The organism is Wohlfahrtiimonas sp. XWW7, assembly GCF_056716055.1.
The window spans coordinates 1400993-1420643 of record NZ_CP168032.1 but is presented as its reverse complement, the minus strand read 5'-3'; the positions used below and the strand labels follow the sequence as shown (position 1 = coordinate 1420643).

The window sequence follows — 19651 nt, the reverse complement described above, 5'->3', positions numbered from 1 at the left end:
TTAAATCACTCGACGACCACTTTTCCAAACTGCTTGAATCAACGGCTGATCACCATGCATGACCACTTGCAATAAATCAGCTTGTTTACCAATGGCAATTTCACCACGGTCATACAAATCCACAGCTTCCGCGGGATTTTTACTCACACAGCGTACAGCTTTGGCCAAATCATAACCAATATCATCATGCGTTAATAAAAATGCAGCATGCAATAAACTGGTTGGATAATAATCGCTAGATAAAATGTGTAATAAATCTTGTTTGGCTAAAATACTAGCAGATATATTGCCTGAGTGTGAACCACCACGAACAACATTCGGTGCGCCCATCAAAACCTTCATATTTTTTAAAGTTGAAAATTTTGCAGCTTCTTCAGTGGTTGGGAATTCAGCAATCTTCATCCCTAACTCATAAGATTCTAAAGCGTGAGATTCTGTTGCATCATCATGGCTAGCCATCACAATATTTTTATCACGACAATATGTGGCAATGTCTAAGCGATGTTTATGGCTAAATTTCTCTGCATTGGCGATTTGCTGTGCTTCATAAGCATACATTTCATCCGCTGTTAAGCCATATTTCCCTTGATAATACACTCGATAATGTTCGACTTCTCTGAACTGTCTCTGACCTGGAGAATGATCCATTAAAGAAACCAAGCCCACATGTTTATTACCCACAGTTTCTTCAAATGCGGCTAAAGTATCAGGATGAGCCACTTCACAGCGTAAATGAAGCTTATGTTCCACTCTCGTCAACTGATGATCTTGAGAATAATCCAACGTTTCTAACATCGGTTTTAAGCTTTCTATGCGCGTACTTCGTGGGCTGATATCTCCCAAAGAGAGCGCATCGAAAACCGTTGTAATACCAGAGCTTGCAATCTGATTATCATGGCTGATCATCGCAGGCAATGATGGCCATTTGACAGAAGGTCTTGGCGTCATATGTTTTTCCAAGTTATCTGTATGCAATTCCACCATACCTGGCATTAAGTAACTGCCTTGCATATCCAACGCAGATGGCATCATGACATTGCCTTGCTCGATGCTTTTAATCTTGCCATCTTTCACAACCACAGTACCGTGAATAACTTCATCACCTAAAATAATCTGAGCATTTGTGAAAACTTGTTCAGCTAACATGATCAACCACCTCATTTTTCAATACATTGAATTGACGATTACCCACTTGTTGGCGCACATAAGCATCATGAAAAATCCCAACAATGGCACTGCCACTATCTTTGGCTTCTTGAATAAGCTCTAACACAACATCGCGATTTTTTTCATCTAATGATGCTGTCGGTTCATCCAACAATAAAATCGGCCAACTCACCATAAAGCCACGTGCAATGTTCACACGTTGTTGTTCGCCACCTGAAAATGTGCTCGGCGCTAAGTGCCACAAACTTTCAGGGATATTTAAACGGCTCAATAAACTTTCTGCACGTTGTTGCGCAGCTTCCTGAGACATGCCACGCTCCAATGCTGGCTGCATCACAACATTCAGTGTTGTCACTCGTGGAATCGTTTTTAAAAATTGGCTCACATAACCAATGCTATTTTTACGCAGCGCAACAATTTGGCGCGGCGTTGCTTTCACCATATCCACCCAATGACTACCTGTTTTAATCTTCAACTCGCCGCTATTGGAGAGATAATTACCATACATCATGCGCAATAATGTGGATTTACCAGAACCTGATTGGCCAGATAAAATCAAACATGCACCAGATTCAGCATCAAAATTCAGGTCATTGAATACGTTAATTTCTGCACCGTTTTGTTGATGCATGGTGAATTTCTTAGATATCCCTTTGGCTGAAATCATAACTTTAGACATAACGCGCCCCTTATACTTGCAAGATGGATGACACTAACAACTGCGTATATGAGTGTTGTGGATCATCTAAAATTTGATCAGTTAAACCTGTTTCAATCACGCGTGAGTTTTGCATCACCACTAAACGATCTGCCAATAATCTTGCCACTGCTAAATCATGCGTCACTAAAATGATGGACAAATTATATTGACGAACTAAAGAGCGAATCAGATCCAACAATTTTGCTTGTACCGAAACATCCAAACTACTTGTGGGTTCATCCATAAAGACTAAACGAGGATTAGACACTAAATTACGAGCAATCTGTAAACGTTGCTGCATACCGCCTGAAAATGTTCTCGGATAATCATTCACACGCGTTTCAGAAATTTCCACTTCTTCTAACCATTCGCGTGCTGTTTGATTCAAATGACCATAATGGCGAACGCCTTGCGCCATTAATCGCTCACTGATGTTTGCACCCGCTGAAACATCCATTCTTAAGCCATCGCGCGCATTTTGCTCAACAAAGCCCCATTCAGTTCTCAATAGTTTTCTGCGTTCTGCTTCTGTTTGTTCATAGAGATTTTGAATGGTGCCATCCATATGGATATAATTCACAGAACCATGATCTGGCTTCAATCGACCTGACAATGTTGATAATAACGTCGATTTACCTGAACCCGATTCACCCACAATACCGATCACTTCACCAGGATAAATTTCAAAAGAAACATCTTGGCAACCTTTATTCGGGCCGTACAACTTGGTTAATTGCTTCACTTCCAATAATGGGGTTTCCACAACTTCATTACTCATCATTAACTCACTTTGATTGACTAATTGCATGCGTCATCCTTCATTGCCAATTGTTGCTGACAATAATCCGTATCTGAACAGACAAAAATGTGCTGACCTTGGTCATCTATCACAACTTCATCTAGGAAAGAGTCGCCGCTACCGCAAATTTCACAAACGTCATCCCACTTTTGTATTTCAAAGGGATAATCCTCAAAATCTAAACTTTCTACATCTGTATAAGGTGGCAAAGCATATAATCGTTTTTCTCGGCCCGCGCCAAAGAGCATCAATGCTTCACTTTGATTCAATTTTGGATTATCAAACTTAGGAATCGGTGAAGGATCCATAATGTAATGGTTATCCACTTTCACAGGATAAGCATACGATGTTGAAATATTGCCAAAGCGTGCAATGTCTTCATACAATTTCACATTGATCACACCATAATCTTGCAGCGCATGCATTGTGCGCGTTTCCACTTCCGAAGGCTCAATGAAACGCAAAGGTTCAGGGATGGGCACTTGAAATACCATAATCTGCCCTGACTTTAATGTCTCTTCAGGAATTCTGTGGCGCGTTTGAATAATATCGGCTGCCTTCGTATGCGTTGTTGTTGCAACATTTGCCGTTTTTTCAAAGAATTTTCTGATGGAGATGGCATTGGTTGTATCATCTGCACCTTGGTCAATCACTTTTAATACATCATTTTCACCGATGATGCTGGCTGTGACCTGAATGCCACCTGTTCCCCAACCATAAGGCAATGGCATTTCACGACCACCAAATGGCACTTGATAACCTGGAATTGCGACAGCTTTCAACAAAGCTCTACGCAACATGCGCTTAGTTTGTTCATCTAAATACGCGAAGTTATATAAACTAGTTTCTTGCATTTGCTTATCCTTCCATTCCTTGATCAGCTTTGGCGGCGGCTCTTTCTGCACGAATTTTACGAAGCAACTCAAGCTCTGATTGGAAATCAACATAATGTGGTAATTTAAGATGGGATACGAAGCCAGAGGCTTCCACATTGTCACAATGGGATAAGACAAATTCTTCATCTTGAGCGGGAGATTCACGCTCTTCTTCCCAATCATCTGCACACAAAGCACGATCAATCAATGCCATCGCCATCGCTTTACGTTCACAGTAACCAAAACCTAAACCATAACCGCGTGTGAATTGCACATCCTCTGAAGTTTCCACAAATTGGTTCACCATTTCGCACTCGGTGATTTCAATCGTGCCAATTGGAATGTCTAAATCCAACTCTTCTGGATGCAACCAAACTTCAATATCGCCCAAACGCATTTCGCCCATAAATGGATGCGTCCGACCAAAGCCACGTTGTGTTGAATAAGCCAATGCCAACAAAAAACCTTCATCACCACGGGCTAACATCTGCAAGCGCTCTGCACGCCCTGCTGGAAACTGCACAGGATCACGCGTAATATCTTTAACAGGTGCATGTTTTGCTTGATCTGGTTGCGTCACCAAACCTTCATTCACCAATAAATCCAATACATGTGGACACTTCATGACTTCTGGCACAGCATGATGACAATCTTCAGCAACTTGGGAAATTTCTCCCTCTTCTGCGGCCAATGCAAAATTCAATAAACGATGCGTATAATCAAATGTTGGCCCTAATAGTTGCCCACCTGGAATATCTTTATAAACCGCAGAAACTCTACGCTTCAACAATGTTTTTTGTGTATCCAAGGGCAAGCTATCTGTCAATCTTGGCAATGTCGTACGATATGCTCTCAATAAAAAGATCGCTTCCACAACATCACCAGCACTCTGTTTAATGGCCAATGCAGCCAATTCAGGATCATATAAAGAACCTTCCGTCATCACACGAGACACTGCCAATGGCAACTGTTCTTTGATCTGCTCGATGGATAGTTCATCAACAGTGCGATCACCACGACGATAATCACTTAAATAAGCATGGGCATTTTCAATAGCTTTTTCACCGCCCTTCACTGCTACATACATTCGCTCATCTCCTCAATCGTGATTCTTGTACTTCTTGGCAAACCCAACACGCGATCACCTTGTGTGAAGATAAAATCGATGCCTCTTGGGAATTCAATCAATGCATCACGTTTTTCCCAAAATTCTTTGGGTAACGGCAACTGACATTCACGTGCATTTTCAATACCAGGACCGCTCCAAACAACATTCAATGATTCTGATGATTCAGGGATCTGCACAATAATGGTGGCAGACAGATCAGGATAACGATCATTCCCCATTGAAAAGGCTAACTGATCATCCGCTAAGAAATCTGCCAAATCATAAATAGCAAATTGCGCTGCATTTTTATCTTCTGTTAACTGACAACCACAATGGAATGTTAAATTGGTTTTGACTGCTTCTGATCGCTTAGAATCCACCAACCATAACGTGGTATCTGCATCCAATAATGTCAATAAAACAGACATTGTGCTTGGTTCAAACTCAGGCAATGTTTCGCATTTTGGCAATGTTTGCCAAATACCTGGCTCACTCAGTGCTGATAAAACCTTACGAAACACAACTTGCGATGATTGCACAGGATTTTCAAAATTTTTAATCAATTGAACTGTCATTAATCTTCCCCTCTTACCATCGTGAAGAAATCTACTTTCGTGGATTGAACACGGGCTTCTTCAGCTTTCAAACGCTCATTCAATGATTGCGTTAAAGGTGCCAATAAATTTTGCTGCCAAATGGTTTGCTCATCGCTTTGCAAATAAGCATCAGCCAATGCGATCAATAATGCTTGAGATTGACTACGACCAATCACGTAACCAAAGCCCATCGTGCCATCTTCAATGCGTACAACGCAGCGCGTTACAGTCACTTCGCCTAAATTAAAAACCTGCCCTTCACCAGCTGTTTTACCTTTCACCATTGCCATACCAACTTCTGGGGCACGTACAATGTCATATTTCTTTGCTTTCAAGCTTTGCTCATAATGGCTGATCTGCTCTTTTTGCTGAGTCAAAACAGACAACCACTGTTGACGATCTGTCAGTTGCATGAATACATTTCCTGTGTCGACTAAAATTAAATGAATTTTTTACGTAAATACTGTGACAACATATCAATGAGTGAAACTGTCACGATGATGATGAAAATAATTGCGGATGTTGCTGGGAAATCAAATCCACGGATGCTTTCCCACAATAAAACACCGATACCGCCAGCGCCCACCATGCCCACAACTGTTGCGGAACGAACATTGGATTCAAAACGATACAGCGCATAAGAGATCCAAAGAGGTAATACTTGTGGGATCACACCATACTGAATCTCCTGTAATTTACTCGATCCTGTAGAGCGCACACCTTCCACTGGGCCTTCATCAATGGCTTCCACCGCTTCGGCAAATAGCTTTGCCAATGAACCCACTGTATGTAAGAAAAGTGCTAAAATCCCTGGGAATGGCCCTAAACCAACGGCTGCCACGAAAATCATCGCGAAAACCATTTCGTTAATGGAGCGCAATGCATCCATTAAACGTCGAACGATTTGCTGAACCCAACGTGGCGCGATATTCGATGCACTCAATAAGCCTAAAGGAATCGCAAAAATTACACCCAACAATGTTCCCCAAATGGCAATATATAATGTCACCAAAATTTCCGATAAATAGAGCTTCCAATGCGTAAAATCTGGAGGGAAAAACTCTTTGGTCAATGTCCACATATTATCGGCATCAGTGATCAATTTAAGCGGCTGCATTTCTCCACCGCGCCATGAAATCACAAGGATAAATGCAATCCCAACCACTAATACCCAGTTAAACCACTTTTTAAAAGGGTTCGAGGATTGCACACTGATTGAATCCATATTATTCATTCACAAGACCCTTATTGATTTGCCTGCGCTTTTTTAAAGGCTTCCAATTCTCTAATTGGTTCCAATTGGCTATTATCAGACTCTTTAAACTTAGACCAACTTAAACGCTTCAATACCGCTTGCTCTTCTGGTGTTGAGCCATAATTAACGAAGAAAGCTTTCACTTTTTGCTTCATATCATCAGACATATCTGTACGCCAAACTAATGGATCTGATGGAATTTCTGGCGATTCCCAAATGATTTTTACTTTAGATAAGATTTCTGGCTGGCGCTCTTTCATCATATCCCACGAATTACTATTAAATGTTGCAACATCTAGCTGTCCATTCGCGACAGCCATTAAATTGCTCTCATGATTTGCATTTAAAGTACGCTTAAAAATTTGTTTGGGATCCACATTATGCTTACCAAAAACATAATAACCTGGTACTAAATAACCAGAAGTTGAATTCGGATCACCATTACCAAAATTCAATGTTTTTGCGCTCGCCAACATATCTTCAACATTATTGATTGGGCTATTTTTCTGTGCGATCAAAACACTTGTATAACCTGTTGTGCCATCATCATAAACAACACGAGCAAAAACTTCACCCGATGCACGATCCACAGCTTCCATCGCAGATTTATTGCCATACCAAGCCATGTCCACTTTGCCAAAACGCATTGCCTGAATCACACCTGCATAATCACTTGCAAAAAACGGCTTAATTTCTGCCCCAACTTGCTTGCCCATATCATCCAACAGTGGCTGCCAATCCGATCTCAAATTTTGAGAAGATTCTGTACTGATGATCCCAAAATTAATGACGGTTTGATCTTCTGCATTGGCAGAACTCAGCATGCTGATACATGCCGCAGAAACAAGTGCAACTTTACCCATAGAACCTAAAATTGATTTCAACATAGTGATCTCCTAACCTTTCATGAATTGTAAATCTAAAATAGAATTTGGTAATGCGCTGCACGCTTCATCATTACTGATGCGAGAGGCATATAAGTTATCTAAAAATGCATCATCTAAATTATCCATACGACCGTAATAGCGCACTCTGCCCTGTTTCAAAGCTGCAACGTGATCACAATATTCACGGGCATAGTCCACTTGGTGCAATGTCACAATGACAGTTTTACCATCAATGCGATTAATGTCTTGCAGTGCTTTCATCACTGATTTTGCAGATTCAGGATCTAAAGATGCGATGGGCTCATCAGCTAAAATAATGTCTGCTTCTTGCATTAAGACTTTAGCGATCGCAACACGTTGCTGCTGTCCACCTGATAATGTGGAAGCACGTTGATAAGCAAATTCTTCTAAGCCAACACGTCTCAAACAGCGCAATGCTCGATGCTTTTCTTCCCATGTGAAATATTTCACCAAGCTTCTCCATCCAGAGATTCGCCCTAAACTACCAATGAGCACGTTATCCAACACTGATAAACGCGTCACTAAATTGAATTGTTGGAAAATAAAACCGATATTGGAGCGCTGCTGACGAGCCGTTTTTGTAATATTGCCATTGTTTTGAAGCGTATTACCTAAAATTTCAACATGCCCCGAAGATGCTTTTGTCAGCGCATTAATGTGTCTTAAGAGCGTTGATTTACCTGAACCTGATGGACCCAATAGAGCGGTCATTTGCCCTTTTGGAATATCTAAATCTATATCAAAGAGAACCTGCTTTTGTGCAAACAACTTATTCAACGACTTGATCTTGATGGCATCCATAATTAAATCCCTTAATCATTTTTGATGGATGCAGTATAGGTAGCCATCGTGACATGGTCATGACATGAATATGACGATCCAATGACATGTTCATGACACTTTTATGACGCAGTTTATTGATATCAATAACGGTATAATCCAATGTATAAACTAAAATTATATTTATAAAAATCAATAATATATAAAGTTTAATTTTAATATTTATAATAAATAATATATGCTTGATTACATAATATTTATAATGAAAGTCTTATTGAGCAACTCTCTTCTGATATGGAATACAATGACAAAACGTAATTTATCCATTGCTTTAATCACAGCATTACTGGTCACAGGTTGTAGCAGCACAAATGGCGGTAGCGGCTTTGCCAGTGCCTTGAATCAATTTGCAGACATCATCAGCGGTGCATCACCTTACATTCAAGAGGCAGAAGAGTGGGAACAATATGCCAATACAACAGCACAAAAAGGTTTAACTTATCAGCCCGCAAGCACAACAGAAACACAATTCGTAGCAAATAAAATGAATGCTGAATACGCACCTGCCATTGATCGATTGGCCAAACCTTTCATCAAGAATGAAGCAATGGACAATGAGTTTGATCAAGCTAATCAAAACTGGCACTTCAAATACAATAAAATTGTCACTGTTAAGGATCAACAGTCAGCGCAAGTGGTTGGCTTTTGTGTGAATTTTGATGCGAATCATTGGCAAAATGGTCAACCAACGCCCGCAGATACAGCAGGTAATGTAAAAAATCATTTAGTTTATATTGCAACCAACCGTCCATTCTCGACAGCAGCATCGCATCCAGATATTATTAAAACATTGTGCAAAAACACACTTTTGTAATAAAAATTTAAATTATAAAGCATTGCATCACAGTGCCATGATGATGCTAGTCAGATCTTTTCACACCTGATTCTGACTAGCATTACCGTCAATTTCTTACGGACTTAATCCTATGATTTGAGTACCTATTTTTTTCTGTTGTCTAAAAATCCTGTCATAAAAACTTCATAAAGAGTCGTTAACATTTGCCGCATCTTCTCAACTCAGTATGTATTTATGACCATGAAACGGCAACAACATCTCTATTGGATATTACTTCCAACCTTCTTTTTCCTCATTATTTTCACCTACTGGCCTTTATTTCGATCACTCATCGATAGTTTTTATGACAGCCGCTACCTAGATCAAGCGCAATTTGTCGGCCTAGAAAATTTCTCAAGACTTTTCGCAGATCCTATCTTTTGGAAATCTTTAACCAACAACATCATCTACATCATTCTCACTGTTTTCCCAAGCATCATCTTAGCCCTTATTTTAGCGGTTGCTTTATGGGAGAATCGCCACATTAATCGTTGGTTACGCACAATTTTCTTTCTGCCCACCATCATCCCATTAGTCAGCGCTGCAACTCTTTGGACCTTCATTTTTATCCCAAGCATCGGTTTATTAGACTATTATTTAGCCAAATTCTTTGGCCCAATGAATAACAATTATTTAGGCATGAACAACAGTGCTTTGATTGCACTTAGTTTTGTGGGTATTTGGAAATTTGCAGGTTACTACATGATCTTTTTCATCGCAGGTTTACAAGCCATTCCACAATCCGCCAAAGAAGCTGCAATTATGGAAGGTGCATCTCGTACTCAAGTATTTTTCAGAATTACACTGCCACTATTGAGGCCCACCATTAACTTTGTCGTGATCATTGCGTTTGTCTACTCAATCACACAAATTGATCATGTGATTGTTATGACACAAGGCGGACCTAATCACAGTACTTCAGTGCTTTTATATTACATTCAAGATTTAATGCTCAATACGCATGATGTGGGTAAAGCCTCCGCCGCAACCTTCATCACATTGGCACTGCTGTTCACTTTTTCCATTGTTAATCTTCGTGTATTGGAAAAAGGAGTCCATTATGAACACTAAATCCAATAAAGTTTGGTTCATCACATTACCCATCATCATCAGCTGTGCTGCACTTTTATGGATCACGCCCTTCCTTTGGATGATGGCATCTTCCATCAGTGAAGATAGTTTTAGTTTGGATATGGCTTCCATTTTACCGCGCATGCCAATTTCATTCGACAACTTCAAGCTTGCGTGGGAAAGCGCAGATTGGCCAGTGCTATACATCAATACCATCATATTTTCCTTTGGAACCTTCTTCATACAGTTATTGACCATCACAACCGCAGGCTATGTTTTTGCTTACCATGATTTTAAAGGCAAAACGCTCCTGTTCTATCTATTGTTATTACAGTTAATGATCATGCCTGTCATCTTAATGGTGCCCAATATTATGACACTGCAATCCGTGGGCTTAATCAATAATCTCTTCGGTACGATGATGCCCTATTTTGCTTCAGCATTTGGTGTATTCCTAATGCGACAAGCCTTCCTCAGCATCCCAAAAGAGTTAGAAGATGCAGCTTTAATGGAGGGTTGCAGCTGGTGGCAAGTGATTTGGTATGTGCTTTTACCAATGACAAAGCCCACAATTCTCGCCTTTGGCATTGTTAGCGTCACTTATCACTGGAATGAATTCATCTGGCCATTAATGACGCTTAATGATCCGTCATCACAAGTTTTAACCATTGGATTAGTCTCATTTGCAATGGGCGCTGAATCTGGCGGCCAATGGGGAATGATCAGCGCAGGCACAATCCTTGTGTGTTCACCACTTCTCATTCTCTTCCTCATTTTCCAAAAACAATTTTTCAAAAGTTTCGGTTTTTCAGGCATTAAATAAGGATTTTTTATGTTACTTGCTCATATTTCAGATTTACACTTTCGCAGCGAAGGCACAAAACTGTATGATTTCATCGATACAAATGCCAAAAATGCACAACTCATCAACCATATTAACTCCCTCAGTGAAAAACCTGATGCATTGATCATTACAGGCGACATCGTTAACTGTGGCAATGAAGCTGAATATCAATACGCACGCAAAGTCTTGCAATATCTAAACTTGCCGATCTATTTAATCCCAGGCAACCATGATGATAAAGAGTTATTTGTACGCTATTTCCATGATTTATGTCCTGTGATGGGCAATGACCCTGAAAATCTGTTTTATGCAGTAGATACAGATCATGCACGATTATATTTCATCGACACTAGCCAAAAAGGCAATCCTGCTGGCCACATTACATCGGCAACATTGGAATGGTTATCAAACGAGTTATCCACTCACGATAAGCCTTCATATATTTTTATGCATCATCCTCCTGTTGATTTTGGTAATTGCCAAATGGATCTCATCCGCTGCTTAAATGGTGATCAATTACTGCCGTTGATAGATCAACATCCTCATCTTGAACGAATCTTCTGTGGACATGTTCACAGAACGATGATCGCGCAATATAAACAAGCCATCATCATGTCCATTCCAGGCACAGTCCACCAAGTACCTTATCACTCAACAGATCTCACAGATCGTTATAACGAAGAAGAAGGCATGATGTTCATGCATCGATTACTGCCAACCACAGGTTTAGTGAGCTATAACATGCCATTAGCGGCGATTCCTTCTTATCTGTATCAACCTTCCATTAGCTGTCCTGGAAACTAATCATGACAACCGTAACATTAAGAAATATCGAAAAATCATTCAATCAAACATCTGTTTTAAAAGACATTAATTTAGAGATCAATGACGGTGAATTCATTGTACTTGTGGGCCCATCTGGTTGTGGCAAAAGTACTTTATTGCGTATTTTAGCGGGATTGGAGCATGTTTCATCTGGGCAGTTATTGCTCAACAATACTGAGATCAACGATTGGTCGCCTAAAGAGCGTAATTTTTCTCTTATTTTCCAAAATTATGCACTTTTCCCTCATATGAGCGTGGAAAAAAATATCACATTCGGTATGAAAGTGCGTGGTGAAGATAAATCCACATTTGCAGGAAAAGTGAAAGAAGTCGCGGATTTATTACAGTTGGAGCCTTTATTAAAGCGTAAACCTAAAGAATTATCTGGCGGACAGCGTCAACGCGTTGCGATGGCTCGTGCCATTGTACGCTCGCCCAATCTTTTCTTAATGGATGAGCCTTTATCTAATCTCGATGCCAAACTTCGTACAGATGTTCGCGATGGGATCATTGATCTTCATAATCGGCTCAAAACCACAACCGTTTATGTAACACATGATCAAATTGAAGCCATGACAATGGCAGATAGAATCGTTGTGATGAATAAAGGAACCATTCAACAAATTGGTTCACCTGAAACACTCTATTTTCATCCTAGAAATCTATTTGTCGCGACTTTTATCGGCATGCCAGCTATGAATGTATTCAAATTACCAATTCATGCCAATGATGTTGTGCTCTATCCAGAGAGAACATTGAGCATTCCTAATGTTCAATTCCCAAAAGATGCACAAGATATTTACCTTGGCATTCGCCCTGAACATATGTCCCATGCTTTGACAGAAGATATTCGCGAAGATAACAGCTTTGCTTTAGAAGGCACGGTGACGCATCGCGAATTGCATGGTGCGGAATACTTGCTCACGATCAAAACTGCGCTGGGCGATCTGACTTATCGAATTGCTAACTATAACGGCAATGTTCCTGCATTACAGAGCGTAATGACGTTACACATTCCTTTTAATCAACTTCACTTCTTTTCAACCACCACTGAACTCAACCTTACTACGGAGTTTTAAATGAAAAAGTTACTTTCCCTTGCTGTTACATCCACTTTGATGATGAGCGCAGCTTATGCTCAGCAAAAAATTGACTTCATGTTTCCTGCACCTTTGGATGGCAAGTTAACCGCTGAAATGACACGCATTATCAAAAACTACAATGCCTCTCAAGATGACGTTGAAGTCCGCGGTATTTTTACAGGTGACTATGATACAACTAAAATGAAAGCAGAATCTGCTGCTAAAGCTGGTCAACCACCTGCATTAGTCATTATGGCAGCAAACTATACAGTTGATCTTGCATTGAAAGATATGATCTTGCCAATGAATGAACTATTCAAATATGATCCTAAACAAAAAAATGCAACAGAGTTTTTAACCAATAATTTCTGGCCAGCAGTTCATAAAAATGCTCAGATGCTAGGTGAAACTTATGCCATTCCTTTCCACAACTCAACGCCATTACTCTATTACAATCAAGATCTTTTTGATGCAGCGGGTATTAAAGAACCACCAAAAACTTGGGATGAAATGGTGGAAGTTTCTAAAAAGTTGACAGATCACTCAAAAGGTCAATGGGGCATTATGATGCCAAGCACGAATAACGACTACGGTGGCTGGGTTTTATCATCATTAACTCATGCTAATGGTGGTTATTTTAATAATCCTGATTATCCTGGTGAAGTTTATTACGATGCACCGAGCACACAAGGCGCGATGCAACTATGGAAAGATTTCGTCTATAAACATGAAGCAATGCCAGAAGGCGTACTGAACTCTAAACAGATCAGTGCTAACTTCTTCTCAGGCCGTTTAGGCATGGCAGTACTCAGCACAGGCGCATTAGGTTTTATGCGTGAAAACAGCAAAAAGATTAATATGCAAGTTGCCATGTTGCCTTCTAAAGAACGTAATGCTGTCATCATCGGTGGCGCAAGCTTAGTGAGCTTTAAAGGCATCAGCGAAGATGAAAAAGCAGCTGCATATAAATTTTTAACTTATCTTGTTAGCCCAGAAGTTAATGGTGAATGGAGTCGATTCACAGGTTATTTCGCACCAAGAATGGCAGCTTATGATCTACCTGCAATGAAAGAGTATTTAGCAGAAGAACCAAGAGCAAAAGTTGCGTTGCAACAGTTACAATATGCTTATCCTTGGTATGCAACATATGAAACAGTTGCTGTGCGTAAGGCAATCGAAAATGAATTGGCAGAAGTGATCAGTAATCCTAACTATTCAGTGCAAGAAGCCACAAAAAATGCACAGAAGAAAGCTAATGAAATTATGAAACCCTATCAAGATTCAACAGCATTAAAAGTTCAATAATAAAAATGTAGTAATTAAAACCGTCGATATTTTTATATCGGCGGTTTTTTTAGGGCTTACAATTAGACTAGAACAAGCATACAAAGTGGCCTACTTTGAAATAGACAATAAAAATAAAAGTATCTATATTTAACAGCATAGGTCAGTGACAGCTGAGATTAAGATCAGAGAACGCCGAGTGATAGATTACTTCTTATCCCCTCTTCAAACGAAGGTGGATGAGAGTATGCGTGAATTATAGGGAAAATTAACTATGAATTACTATGATTATGCACCACCCATTTTTAGATGGACATTTGGTAACACCAATATTAAGCCATGGGAGATATTTCCGTATTTGATGTAGGGAACGGTGGTTATTGCATTTATTTTTATAATTTTGGCTTTGGTACCATTGTTTAGAAAAAAACGATTCAAACACCAAAAATGGGTGCAGTTGAGTTGCTTAATGAGTGGCTTAGTTTTATTTTATTATGGGATTCAGTGGGATAAATATTATTTAGATTATGAATTTGATAATGCTTTATCTCAGCCTGGAATTTTTATAAAAAAACAGGTAGAGGCAGATGGATATGCTGAAATTTCTTTTCGCTATAGAACTCTTACAGGAGATAGAGAGGAGGTAAGATTCAAGCCCTCTGAATTAATAAAAATCAAAGAAATACCTGCCAGTGGCCTCATAAATCAATGGAATTTGAAAGATGATAAATCTTGTTATAGATTTAATCATCCAAATGAGCCTTATTTATATAAAGAAAAAGCAACTATCCTCAAGGAGGATGATGGGATATTTAATTATTCTAAACCATTAAATGAAGTAGCAAAATATAGCGGGTATAAAGATGGTCAGTGTATTGAAGGCACCCTGAATAAACCTATATCTCGTTATTACTATATCAAGGAGTCGGATCGCGTTGGGTTAGGCCTCAGACGTGAAAAACACTATATTGTTGATACCTATACCGGAGAAGAGCTGAGCTACCAATATCGTTTTCGTACAGCGCGGAGCCGTTTATATTCTATGACGCTGGGTTTGCTGGATGATTTTCTTCCCTATGGTAATAACCAAACAATACAGTCACCAGAAGGTGTAGTCATTAAAAAATATTATCCAAAAGAAGTTTACAAGTATTACGATTCAATGCCTGAATATTTTATTATCCAAACCCTTATTCCTTCAAAATTTTTTCATACAAGTACCCAAGGAGCTAAATAATGAAACCATTAACAATTCAACAAATGTATGATTTGGTGTTGCCATACCAATACAATATACTGCTCACAACCTAATATTAAAAATATTAGGTTAATAAGATAAGAACATAGTTTTGTTTTTACCAAACATCGAAATCTACACAGGGTATAGATGAGGGTACAGCATTTCAGACAGGCAATAAAAAAGCTTGTTAATCAATAAGATAAACAAGCTTTTTTACTATACTTGGCGGAGGCGGTGGGATTCGAACTCACGAACGGTTTAACCCGTTGCCGGTTTTCAAGACCGGTGCCTTCAACCACTCGGCCACGCCTCCAAAAGAGAAATGAATTATATACAATTTCAGAGTTAACGCAACCCTAAAATTGAATCTTTTTTACTCAACCACTGCAATTCGTAAATTATTTGTGCCACCTTGTACAAAATTGAGTGATCCTCTCGTAATAATAATGCGATCGCCAGACTTCACAGCATCCTGTGCTTTCAACACTTGCACAACTTCACCCACAACATCTTCTTCATTGGCATGATTCACATTGAACTCAATCGGCTTCACACCACGATACAATGTCATGCGCCCTGCTGTTTCTGTATGGCGCGTTAAACCATAGATTGGAATTTCTGCGGTTACACGGCTCATCAACAATGCTGTCGTGCCTGATTCTGTTAAACAAACTAACGCTTGAACATCATAATGGTTTGCTAAAACCATTGAGGACATAGCAATGGCTTCATCTGTAAAATTAAACTTACGATCTTTAATGAATTGATTTGGCGTTAATACGGCAAACTGGTCACTTTCTGCACCCACACAAATTTCTGCCATGGCTTTCACGGTTTCTACAGGATATTTACCTGCTGCGCTTTCAGCTGATAGCATTACAGCATCCGTGCCATCTAATACTGCATTCGATACATCCATCACTTCTGCACGCGTTGGTGATGAGTTCTCGATCATAGATTCCATCATTTGCGTTGCTGTAATAACTGCACGATTCAATTCACGAGCGCGTAAAATCATGCGTTTTTGTGCGCCCATCAATTTGGAATCACCAATTTCAACGGCTAAATCACCACGCGCAACCATAATGCCATTCGATGCCAAAATGATCTCATCAATATTAGCAACCGCCTCAATGCGCTCAATTTTTGCAATAAGATGCGCTTTTGACCCAGCTTTTTCTAACAACTGGCGCGCTTCATCCATATCAGCGCCATTTCTTGGAAAAGAAACAGCAACATAATCTGTGTGGAAATTTGCAGCACAAATTAAATCTTCTTTATCTTTGTCTGTTAATGCAGGTGCGGATAAGCCACCGCCTTGTAAGTTGATCCCTTTACGATTAGAAATCACACCACCAATTTTCACTTGTGTATGAACTTCTGAGCCTTGTACTTTTATAACTTCTACAATAATTTTCCCATCATCCAACAGTAAAATATCTTGTGGTTTTACATCATTAACTAATTCCTTATATGCAATCCCAACACGCTCTGCTGTACCTGCATTGTCATCATATTCACTGTCTAAAATGAAAGCAGCCCCTTCTTCTAAAGTGACAGAGCCATCCACAAATTTCTCAATGCGAATTTTAGGGCCTTGAAGATCAGATAAAATGCCTACTTTAATATTCAAGCGATCAGAAATTTCACGCACAGCATTCACACGCTTAATGTGATCTTCATGGGTTCCGTGGGAAAAGTTCAAACGTACAACGTTGACACCTGCTTTAATGATTCCTTCTAAAACACCTGCTCTATCCGTTGCTGGCCCCAAAGTTGCAACGATTTTGGTACGTCTATTCATGAACTTCTCCTTAATCTTTGATTAAATTCATATTAATAATACTAATCTTGATAATAGATAAAACAAGATCGCAGTCTTGTGTGTAATTCAGTACAATATACAGAATTATTTCTTTATTAACGAATATCTAGTTTGGAATCATGACAGAATCTATCTTTAATCGCGAACTCATCGACAAGTATGACAAAGCAGGTCCTCGCTATACTTCTTATCCAACAGCTGTGCAATTCACAACAGAATTCACACGTGAAGATTATATGGAAGCTGCGAAGCGTTCTAATGAATCAGGCCGTGACTTATCATTATATTTTCACATCCCATTTTGTGACACAATCTGCTTTTACTGCGGCTGTAACAAAATCATCACTAAAAATCGTAAGCGTTCTTTACCTTATGTAGATCACATGTTGCATGAAATTGAATTGCAAGCACCATTGTTTGATCGCAATCGTAAAGTAAAACAGCTCCATTGGGGCGGCGGCACGCCAACATTCTTATCGCGTGATGAGATGAAAATGGTGATGGATAAAACAGCTGAAAACTTCACTTTATTACCGAATGATGAAGGCGAATATTCCATCGAAGTTGATCCACGCGAAGCCAATGCAGACACTGTTCGTTTCTTGCGTAGCATTGGCTTTAACCGCTTAAGCATGGGCGTTCAGGATTTTAACCCTAAAGTTCAAGTGGCTGTTAACCGTATTCAGCCCAAAGAGATCACATTAGAAACATTGCATGCAGCGCGTGATTGTGGCTTTAGCTCTATTTCTGTGGATTTGATCTACGGATTGCCATTCCAAACTGTGGATACATTTAACCAAACATTGGAGGAGATGATCGAAATCTCTCCTGATCGTTTATCAGTATTCAACTATGCGCACATGCCACATTTGTTTAAAACACAAAAACAAATGAATGCAGAAGATATGCCAAAACCTGAAGAAAAGCTTTTGATTTTGAAAAACATCATCGAGCGCTTAACGGATGCTGGTTACGTTTACATTGGTATGGATCACTTTGCTAAACCAACGGATCAACTAGCTATCGCACAACGCGAAGGCAATTTATACCGTAACTTCCAAGGTTACAGCACGCATTCAGATTGTGATTTAGTGGGCATGGGCTTATCTTCAATCTCTCAAATCGGTAATATCTATGCACAAAATGTGAAAGATATGCCTGAATATGAAGCGGCATTGCAAGGCAATCAGTTACCAATTTGGCGCGGTGTTACATTAACGCCTGAAGATGAATTGCGTCGCCATATCATCACGGAATTGATGTGTAATTTGAAATTAGACATCAATGAAATCAGCCAACGCTTCAATATGGATGCAAAAGAGTATTTCAAAATTGAACTCGAAGATTTACGCGCGATGGAACCAGATGGTTTAATCGTAGTGGATGGTGATACTTATTATGTTCAAGATCGCGGTCGTTTGTTGATTCGTAACATTGGCATGGTATTCGATGGCTACTTACAGAAAAATGACCAGCGCTTTTCACGCGTGATTTAACAATATTCAAGCAACACTGAAAAAAGCTCTATCCGTAGAGCTTTTTTGTTGTAAGCTATATTTTTCACAAACAATTTGATGGATAGTAAAGGATTTTCAATGAAAAAAATCTTAACCATTGCAGGCTCAGATTCTAGCGGTGGCGCAGGCATTCAAGCGGATTTAAGAACATTTGCAAAGCATGATTTATACGGCTTTTCTGCATTAACTGTTATTGTCACGATGGACCCTGAAAAATGGTCCCATGGTGTTTATCCAATTGATGTGCCTGTGATTGAAGCACAGATTCAAACAGCATTGGATGGTGTTGGCGTTGATGCAATCAAATTGGGCATGTTGCCAACGCCTGAAATCATCGAAAATGTTTCAAAACATTTAGATATTTGGGCAACTAAAGTGCCTGTTGTGGTTGATCCTGTGATGGTTTGTAAAGGCAATAAACCATTGTTCCCTGAACATGCTGAAGCCATTCGTACGAATCTAATCAAATATGCAACAGTCACAACGCCAAACTTATTTGAAGCCGCACAATTAGCAGGCATGGAAGAGATCACAAGTTATGAAGATGCTGTAGAAGCCGCAAAACGCATCGTAGCTTTAGGTTGTAAAGCTGTGGCAATCACGAATGTTGGCCGCGTCATGGAGCCTAAAACATCCGCTGATCTATTCTATGATGGCAATGAATTAGTATTAATGGAAGGTGATTTCATTGATACACATCATACACATGGCTTAGGTTGTACTTTTGCCGCGCACGTTGGCGCAAACCTATGTAAAGGCTTATCACCACGCGAATCAGTTTATGAAGCAAAAGAAGCCATTAAAAAAGGCATCCAAAAGCATTGGGCAATGAATGAATTTGTTGGGACTTTAAACTTCCCTGATAGTTTTAAATAATATT

The 19651-nt window shown here is 39.6% G+C and carries 19 protein-coding genes, 1 tRNA gene and 1 pseudogene; 9 read left to right on the top strand and 12 right to left on the bottom strand.

The features are described 5' to 3' along the window. The 10 genes from ACA100_RS06830 to phnC are packed head-to-tail and all read right to left on the bottom strand — an operon-like array spanning window position 1 to window position 8212. Window positions 1–1146, bottom strand: coding sequence for an alpha-D-ribose 1-methylphosphonate 5-triphosphate diphosphatase (locus tag ACA100_RS06830; protein WP_481076960.1), 1146 nt, complete (start codon window positions 1144–1146; stop codon window positions 1–3). After that, on the bottom strand, window positions 1136–1846 hold the full coding sequence (gene phnL / locus ACA100_RS06825) for a phosphonate C-P lyase system protein PhnL (protein ID WP_481076959.1): 711 nt from the start codon (window positions 1844–1846) through the stop codon (window positions 1136–1138). Before phnL ends, ACA100_RS06830 begins: the two co-directional genes overlap by 11 nt. Window positions 1847–1856: 10 nt before the next feature. Continuing rightward, window positions 1857–2648 carry a phosphonate C-P lyase system protein PhnK gene (gene phnK, locus ACA100_RS06820; RefSeq protein ID WP_481079117.1) on the bottom strand — a complete coding sequence of 264 codons (792 nt, stop codon included), beginning with the start codon at window positions 2646–2648 and terminating at the stop codon, window positions 1857–1859. 17 nt (window positions 2649–2665) lie between these two features. Further along, window positions 2666–3520: an alpha-D-ribose 1-methylphosphonate 5-phosphate C-P-lyase PhnJ gene (locus ACA100_RS06815; RefSeq protein ID WP_481076958.1), complete on the bottom strand. Its 855-nt coding sequence runs from the start codon at window positions 3518–3520 to the stop codon at window positions 2666–2668. 4 nt (window positions 3521–3524) lie between these two features. Continuing rightward, window positions 3525–4628 carry a carbon-phosphorus lyase complex subunit gene (locus ACA100_RS06810; RefSeq protein WP_481076957.1) on the bottom strand — a complete coding sequence of 368 codons (1104 nt, stop codon included), beginning with the start codon at window positions 4626–4628 and terminating at the stop codon, window positions 3525–3527. After that, window positions 4619–5224 (bottom strand): phosphonate C-P lyase system protein PhnH, encoded by a 606-nt coding sequence (gene phnH / locus ACA100_RS06805; RefSeq protein ID WP_481076956.1) that lies wholly within the window; start codon window positions 5222–5224, stop codon window positions 4619–4621. Before phnH ends, ACA100_RS06810 begins: the two co-directional genes overlap by 10 nt. Then, window positions 5224–5658 (bottom strand): phosphonate C-P lyase system protein PhnG, encoded by a 435-nt coding sequence (phnG, locus tag ACA100_RS06800; RefSeq protein ID WP_481076955.1) that lies wholly within the window; start codon window positions 5656–5658, stop codon window positions 5224–5226. Before phnG ends, phnH begins: the two co-directional genes overlap by 1 nt. Window positions 5659–5684: 26 nt before the next feature. Next, window positions 5685–6470, bottom strand: coding sequence for a phosphonate ABC transporter, permease protein PhnE (phnE, locus tag ACA100_RS06795; protein WP_481079116.1), 786 nt, complete (start codon window positions 6468–6470; stop codon window positions 5685–5687). 20 nt (window positions 6471–6490) lie between these two features. Then, the gene (gene phnD / locus ACA100_RS06790) at window positions 6491–7387 is read right to left on the bottom strand and encodes a phosphonate ABC transporter substrate-binding protein (protein WP_481076954.1); all 897 of its coding nucleotides are present in this window, start codon (window positions 7385–7387) and stop codon (window positions 6491–6493) included. A 9-nt stretch (window positions 7388–7396) separates the two neighbouring features. Further along, on the bottom strand, window positions 7397–8212 hold the full coding sequence (gene phnC / locus ACA100_RS06785; protein WP_481079115.1) for a phosphonate ABC transporter ATP-binding protein: 816 nt from the start codon (window positions 8210–8212) through the stop codon (window positions 7397–7399). A gap of 280 nt (window positions 8213–8492) precedes the next feature. On the opposite strand from phnC, the gene ACA100_RS06780 reads away from it, so the two are divergent. The 7 genes and pseudogenes from ACA100_RS06780 to ACA100_RS06750 all read left to right on the top strand — a co-directional run bounded on the left by ACA100_RS06780 (window position 8493) and on the right by ACA100_RS06750 (window position 15426). Continuing rightward, a complete protein-coding gene (locus ACA100_RS06780) occupies window positions 8493–9062 on the top strand; it encodes a hypothetical protein (RefSeq protein ID WP_481076953.1) in 570 nt (189 codons plus the stop codon). Window positions 9063–9284: 222 nt separating this feature from the next. Next, window positions 9285–10154 (top strand): carbohydrate ABC transporter permease, encoded by an 870-nt coding sequence (locus ACA100_RS06775; protein WP_481076952.1) that lies wholly within the window; start codon window positions 9285–9287, stop codon window positions 10152–10154. A 43-nt stretch (window positions 10155–10197) separates the two neighbouring features. Beyond that, window positions 10198–10977: pseudogene (locus ACA100_RS06770) on the top strand (carbohydrate ABC transporter permease); the annotation flags it as partial. 9 nt (window positions 10978–10986) lie between these two features. Beyond that, window positions 10987–11802 carry a phosphodiesterase gene (locus ACA100_RS06765; RefSeq protein WP_481076951.1) on the top strand — a complete coding sequence of 272 codons (816 nt, stop codon included), beginning with the start codon at window positions 10987–10989 and terminating at the stop codon, window positions 11800–11802. Between the two features lie 2 nt (window positions 11803–11804). Further along, window positions 11805–12902: an ABC transporter ATP-binding protein gene (locus ACA100_RS06760; protein ID WP_481076950.1), complete on the top strand. Its 1098-nt coding sequence runs from the start codon at window positions 11805–11807 to the stop codon at window positions 12900–12902. Next, the gene (locus tag ACA100_RS06755) at window positions 12903–14210 is read left to right on the top strand and encodes an ABC transporter substrate-binding protein (protein WP_481076949.1); all 1308 of its coding nucleotides are present in this window, start codon (window positions 12903–12905) and stop codon (window positions 14208–14210) included. Between the two features lie 448 nt (window positions 14211–14658). Then, entirely contained in the window at window positions 14659–15426 is a 768-nt protein-coding gene (locus tag ACA100_RS06750) for a hypothetical protein (RefSeq protein ID WP_481076948.1), read from the top strand. Window positions 15427–15652: 226 nt separating this feature from the next. On the opposite strand, the gene ACA100_RS06745 is transcribed toward ACA100_RS06750, so the two are convergent. Both ACA100_RS06745 and pyk read right to left on the bottom strand, forming a co-directional pair. After that, a tRNA-Ser gene (locus ACA100_RS06745) sits at window positions 15653–15742 on the bottom strand. A gap of 60 nt (window positions 15743–15802) precedes the next feature. Next, window positions 15803–17233, bottom strand: a complete 1431-nt coding sequence (gene pyk, locus ACA100_RS06740) for a pyruvate kinase (RefSeq protein WP_481076947.1) — start codon at window positions 17231–17233, stop codon at window positions 15803–15805. 140 nt (window positions 17234–17373) lie between these two features. Between pyk and hemN the strand changes: the two genes are divergently transcribed. Together hemN and thiD are read left to right on the top strand one after the other, a co-directional pair. Next, window positions 17374–18750, top strand: coding sequence for an oxygen-independent coproporphyrinogen III oxidase (hemN, locus tag ACA100_RS06735; protein WP_481076946.1), 1377 nt, complete (start codon window positions 17374–17376; stop codon window positions 18748–18750). 99 nt (window positions 18751–18849) lie between these two features. Continuing rightward, a complete protein-coding gene (gene thiD, locus ACA100_RS06730; protein ID WP_481076945.1) occupies window positions 18850–19647 on the top strand; it encodes a bifunctional hydroxymethylpyrimidine kinase/phosphomethylpyrimidine kinase in 798 nt (265 codons plus the stop codon). Window positions 19648–19651 lie beyond the last annotated feature (4 nt).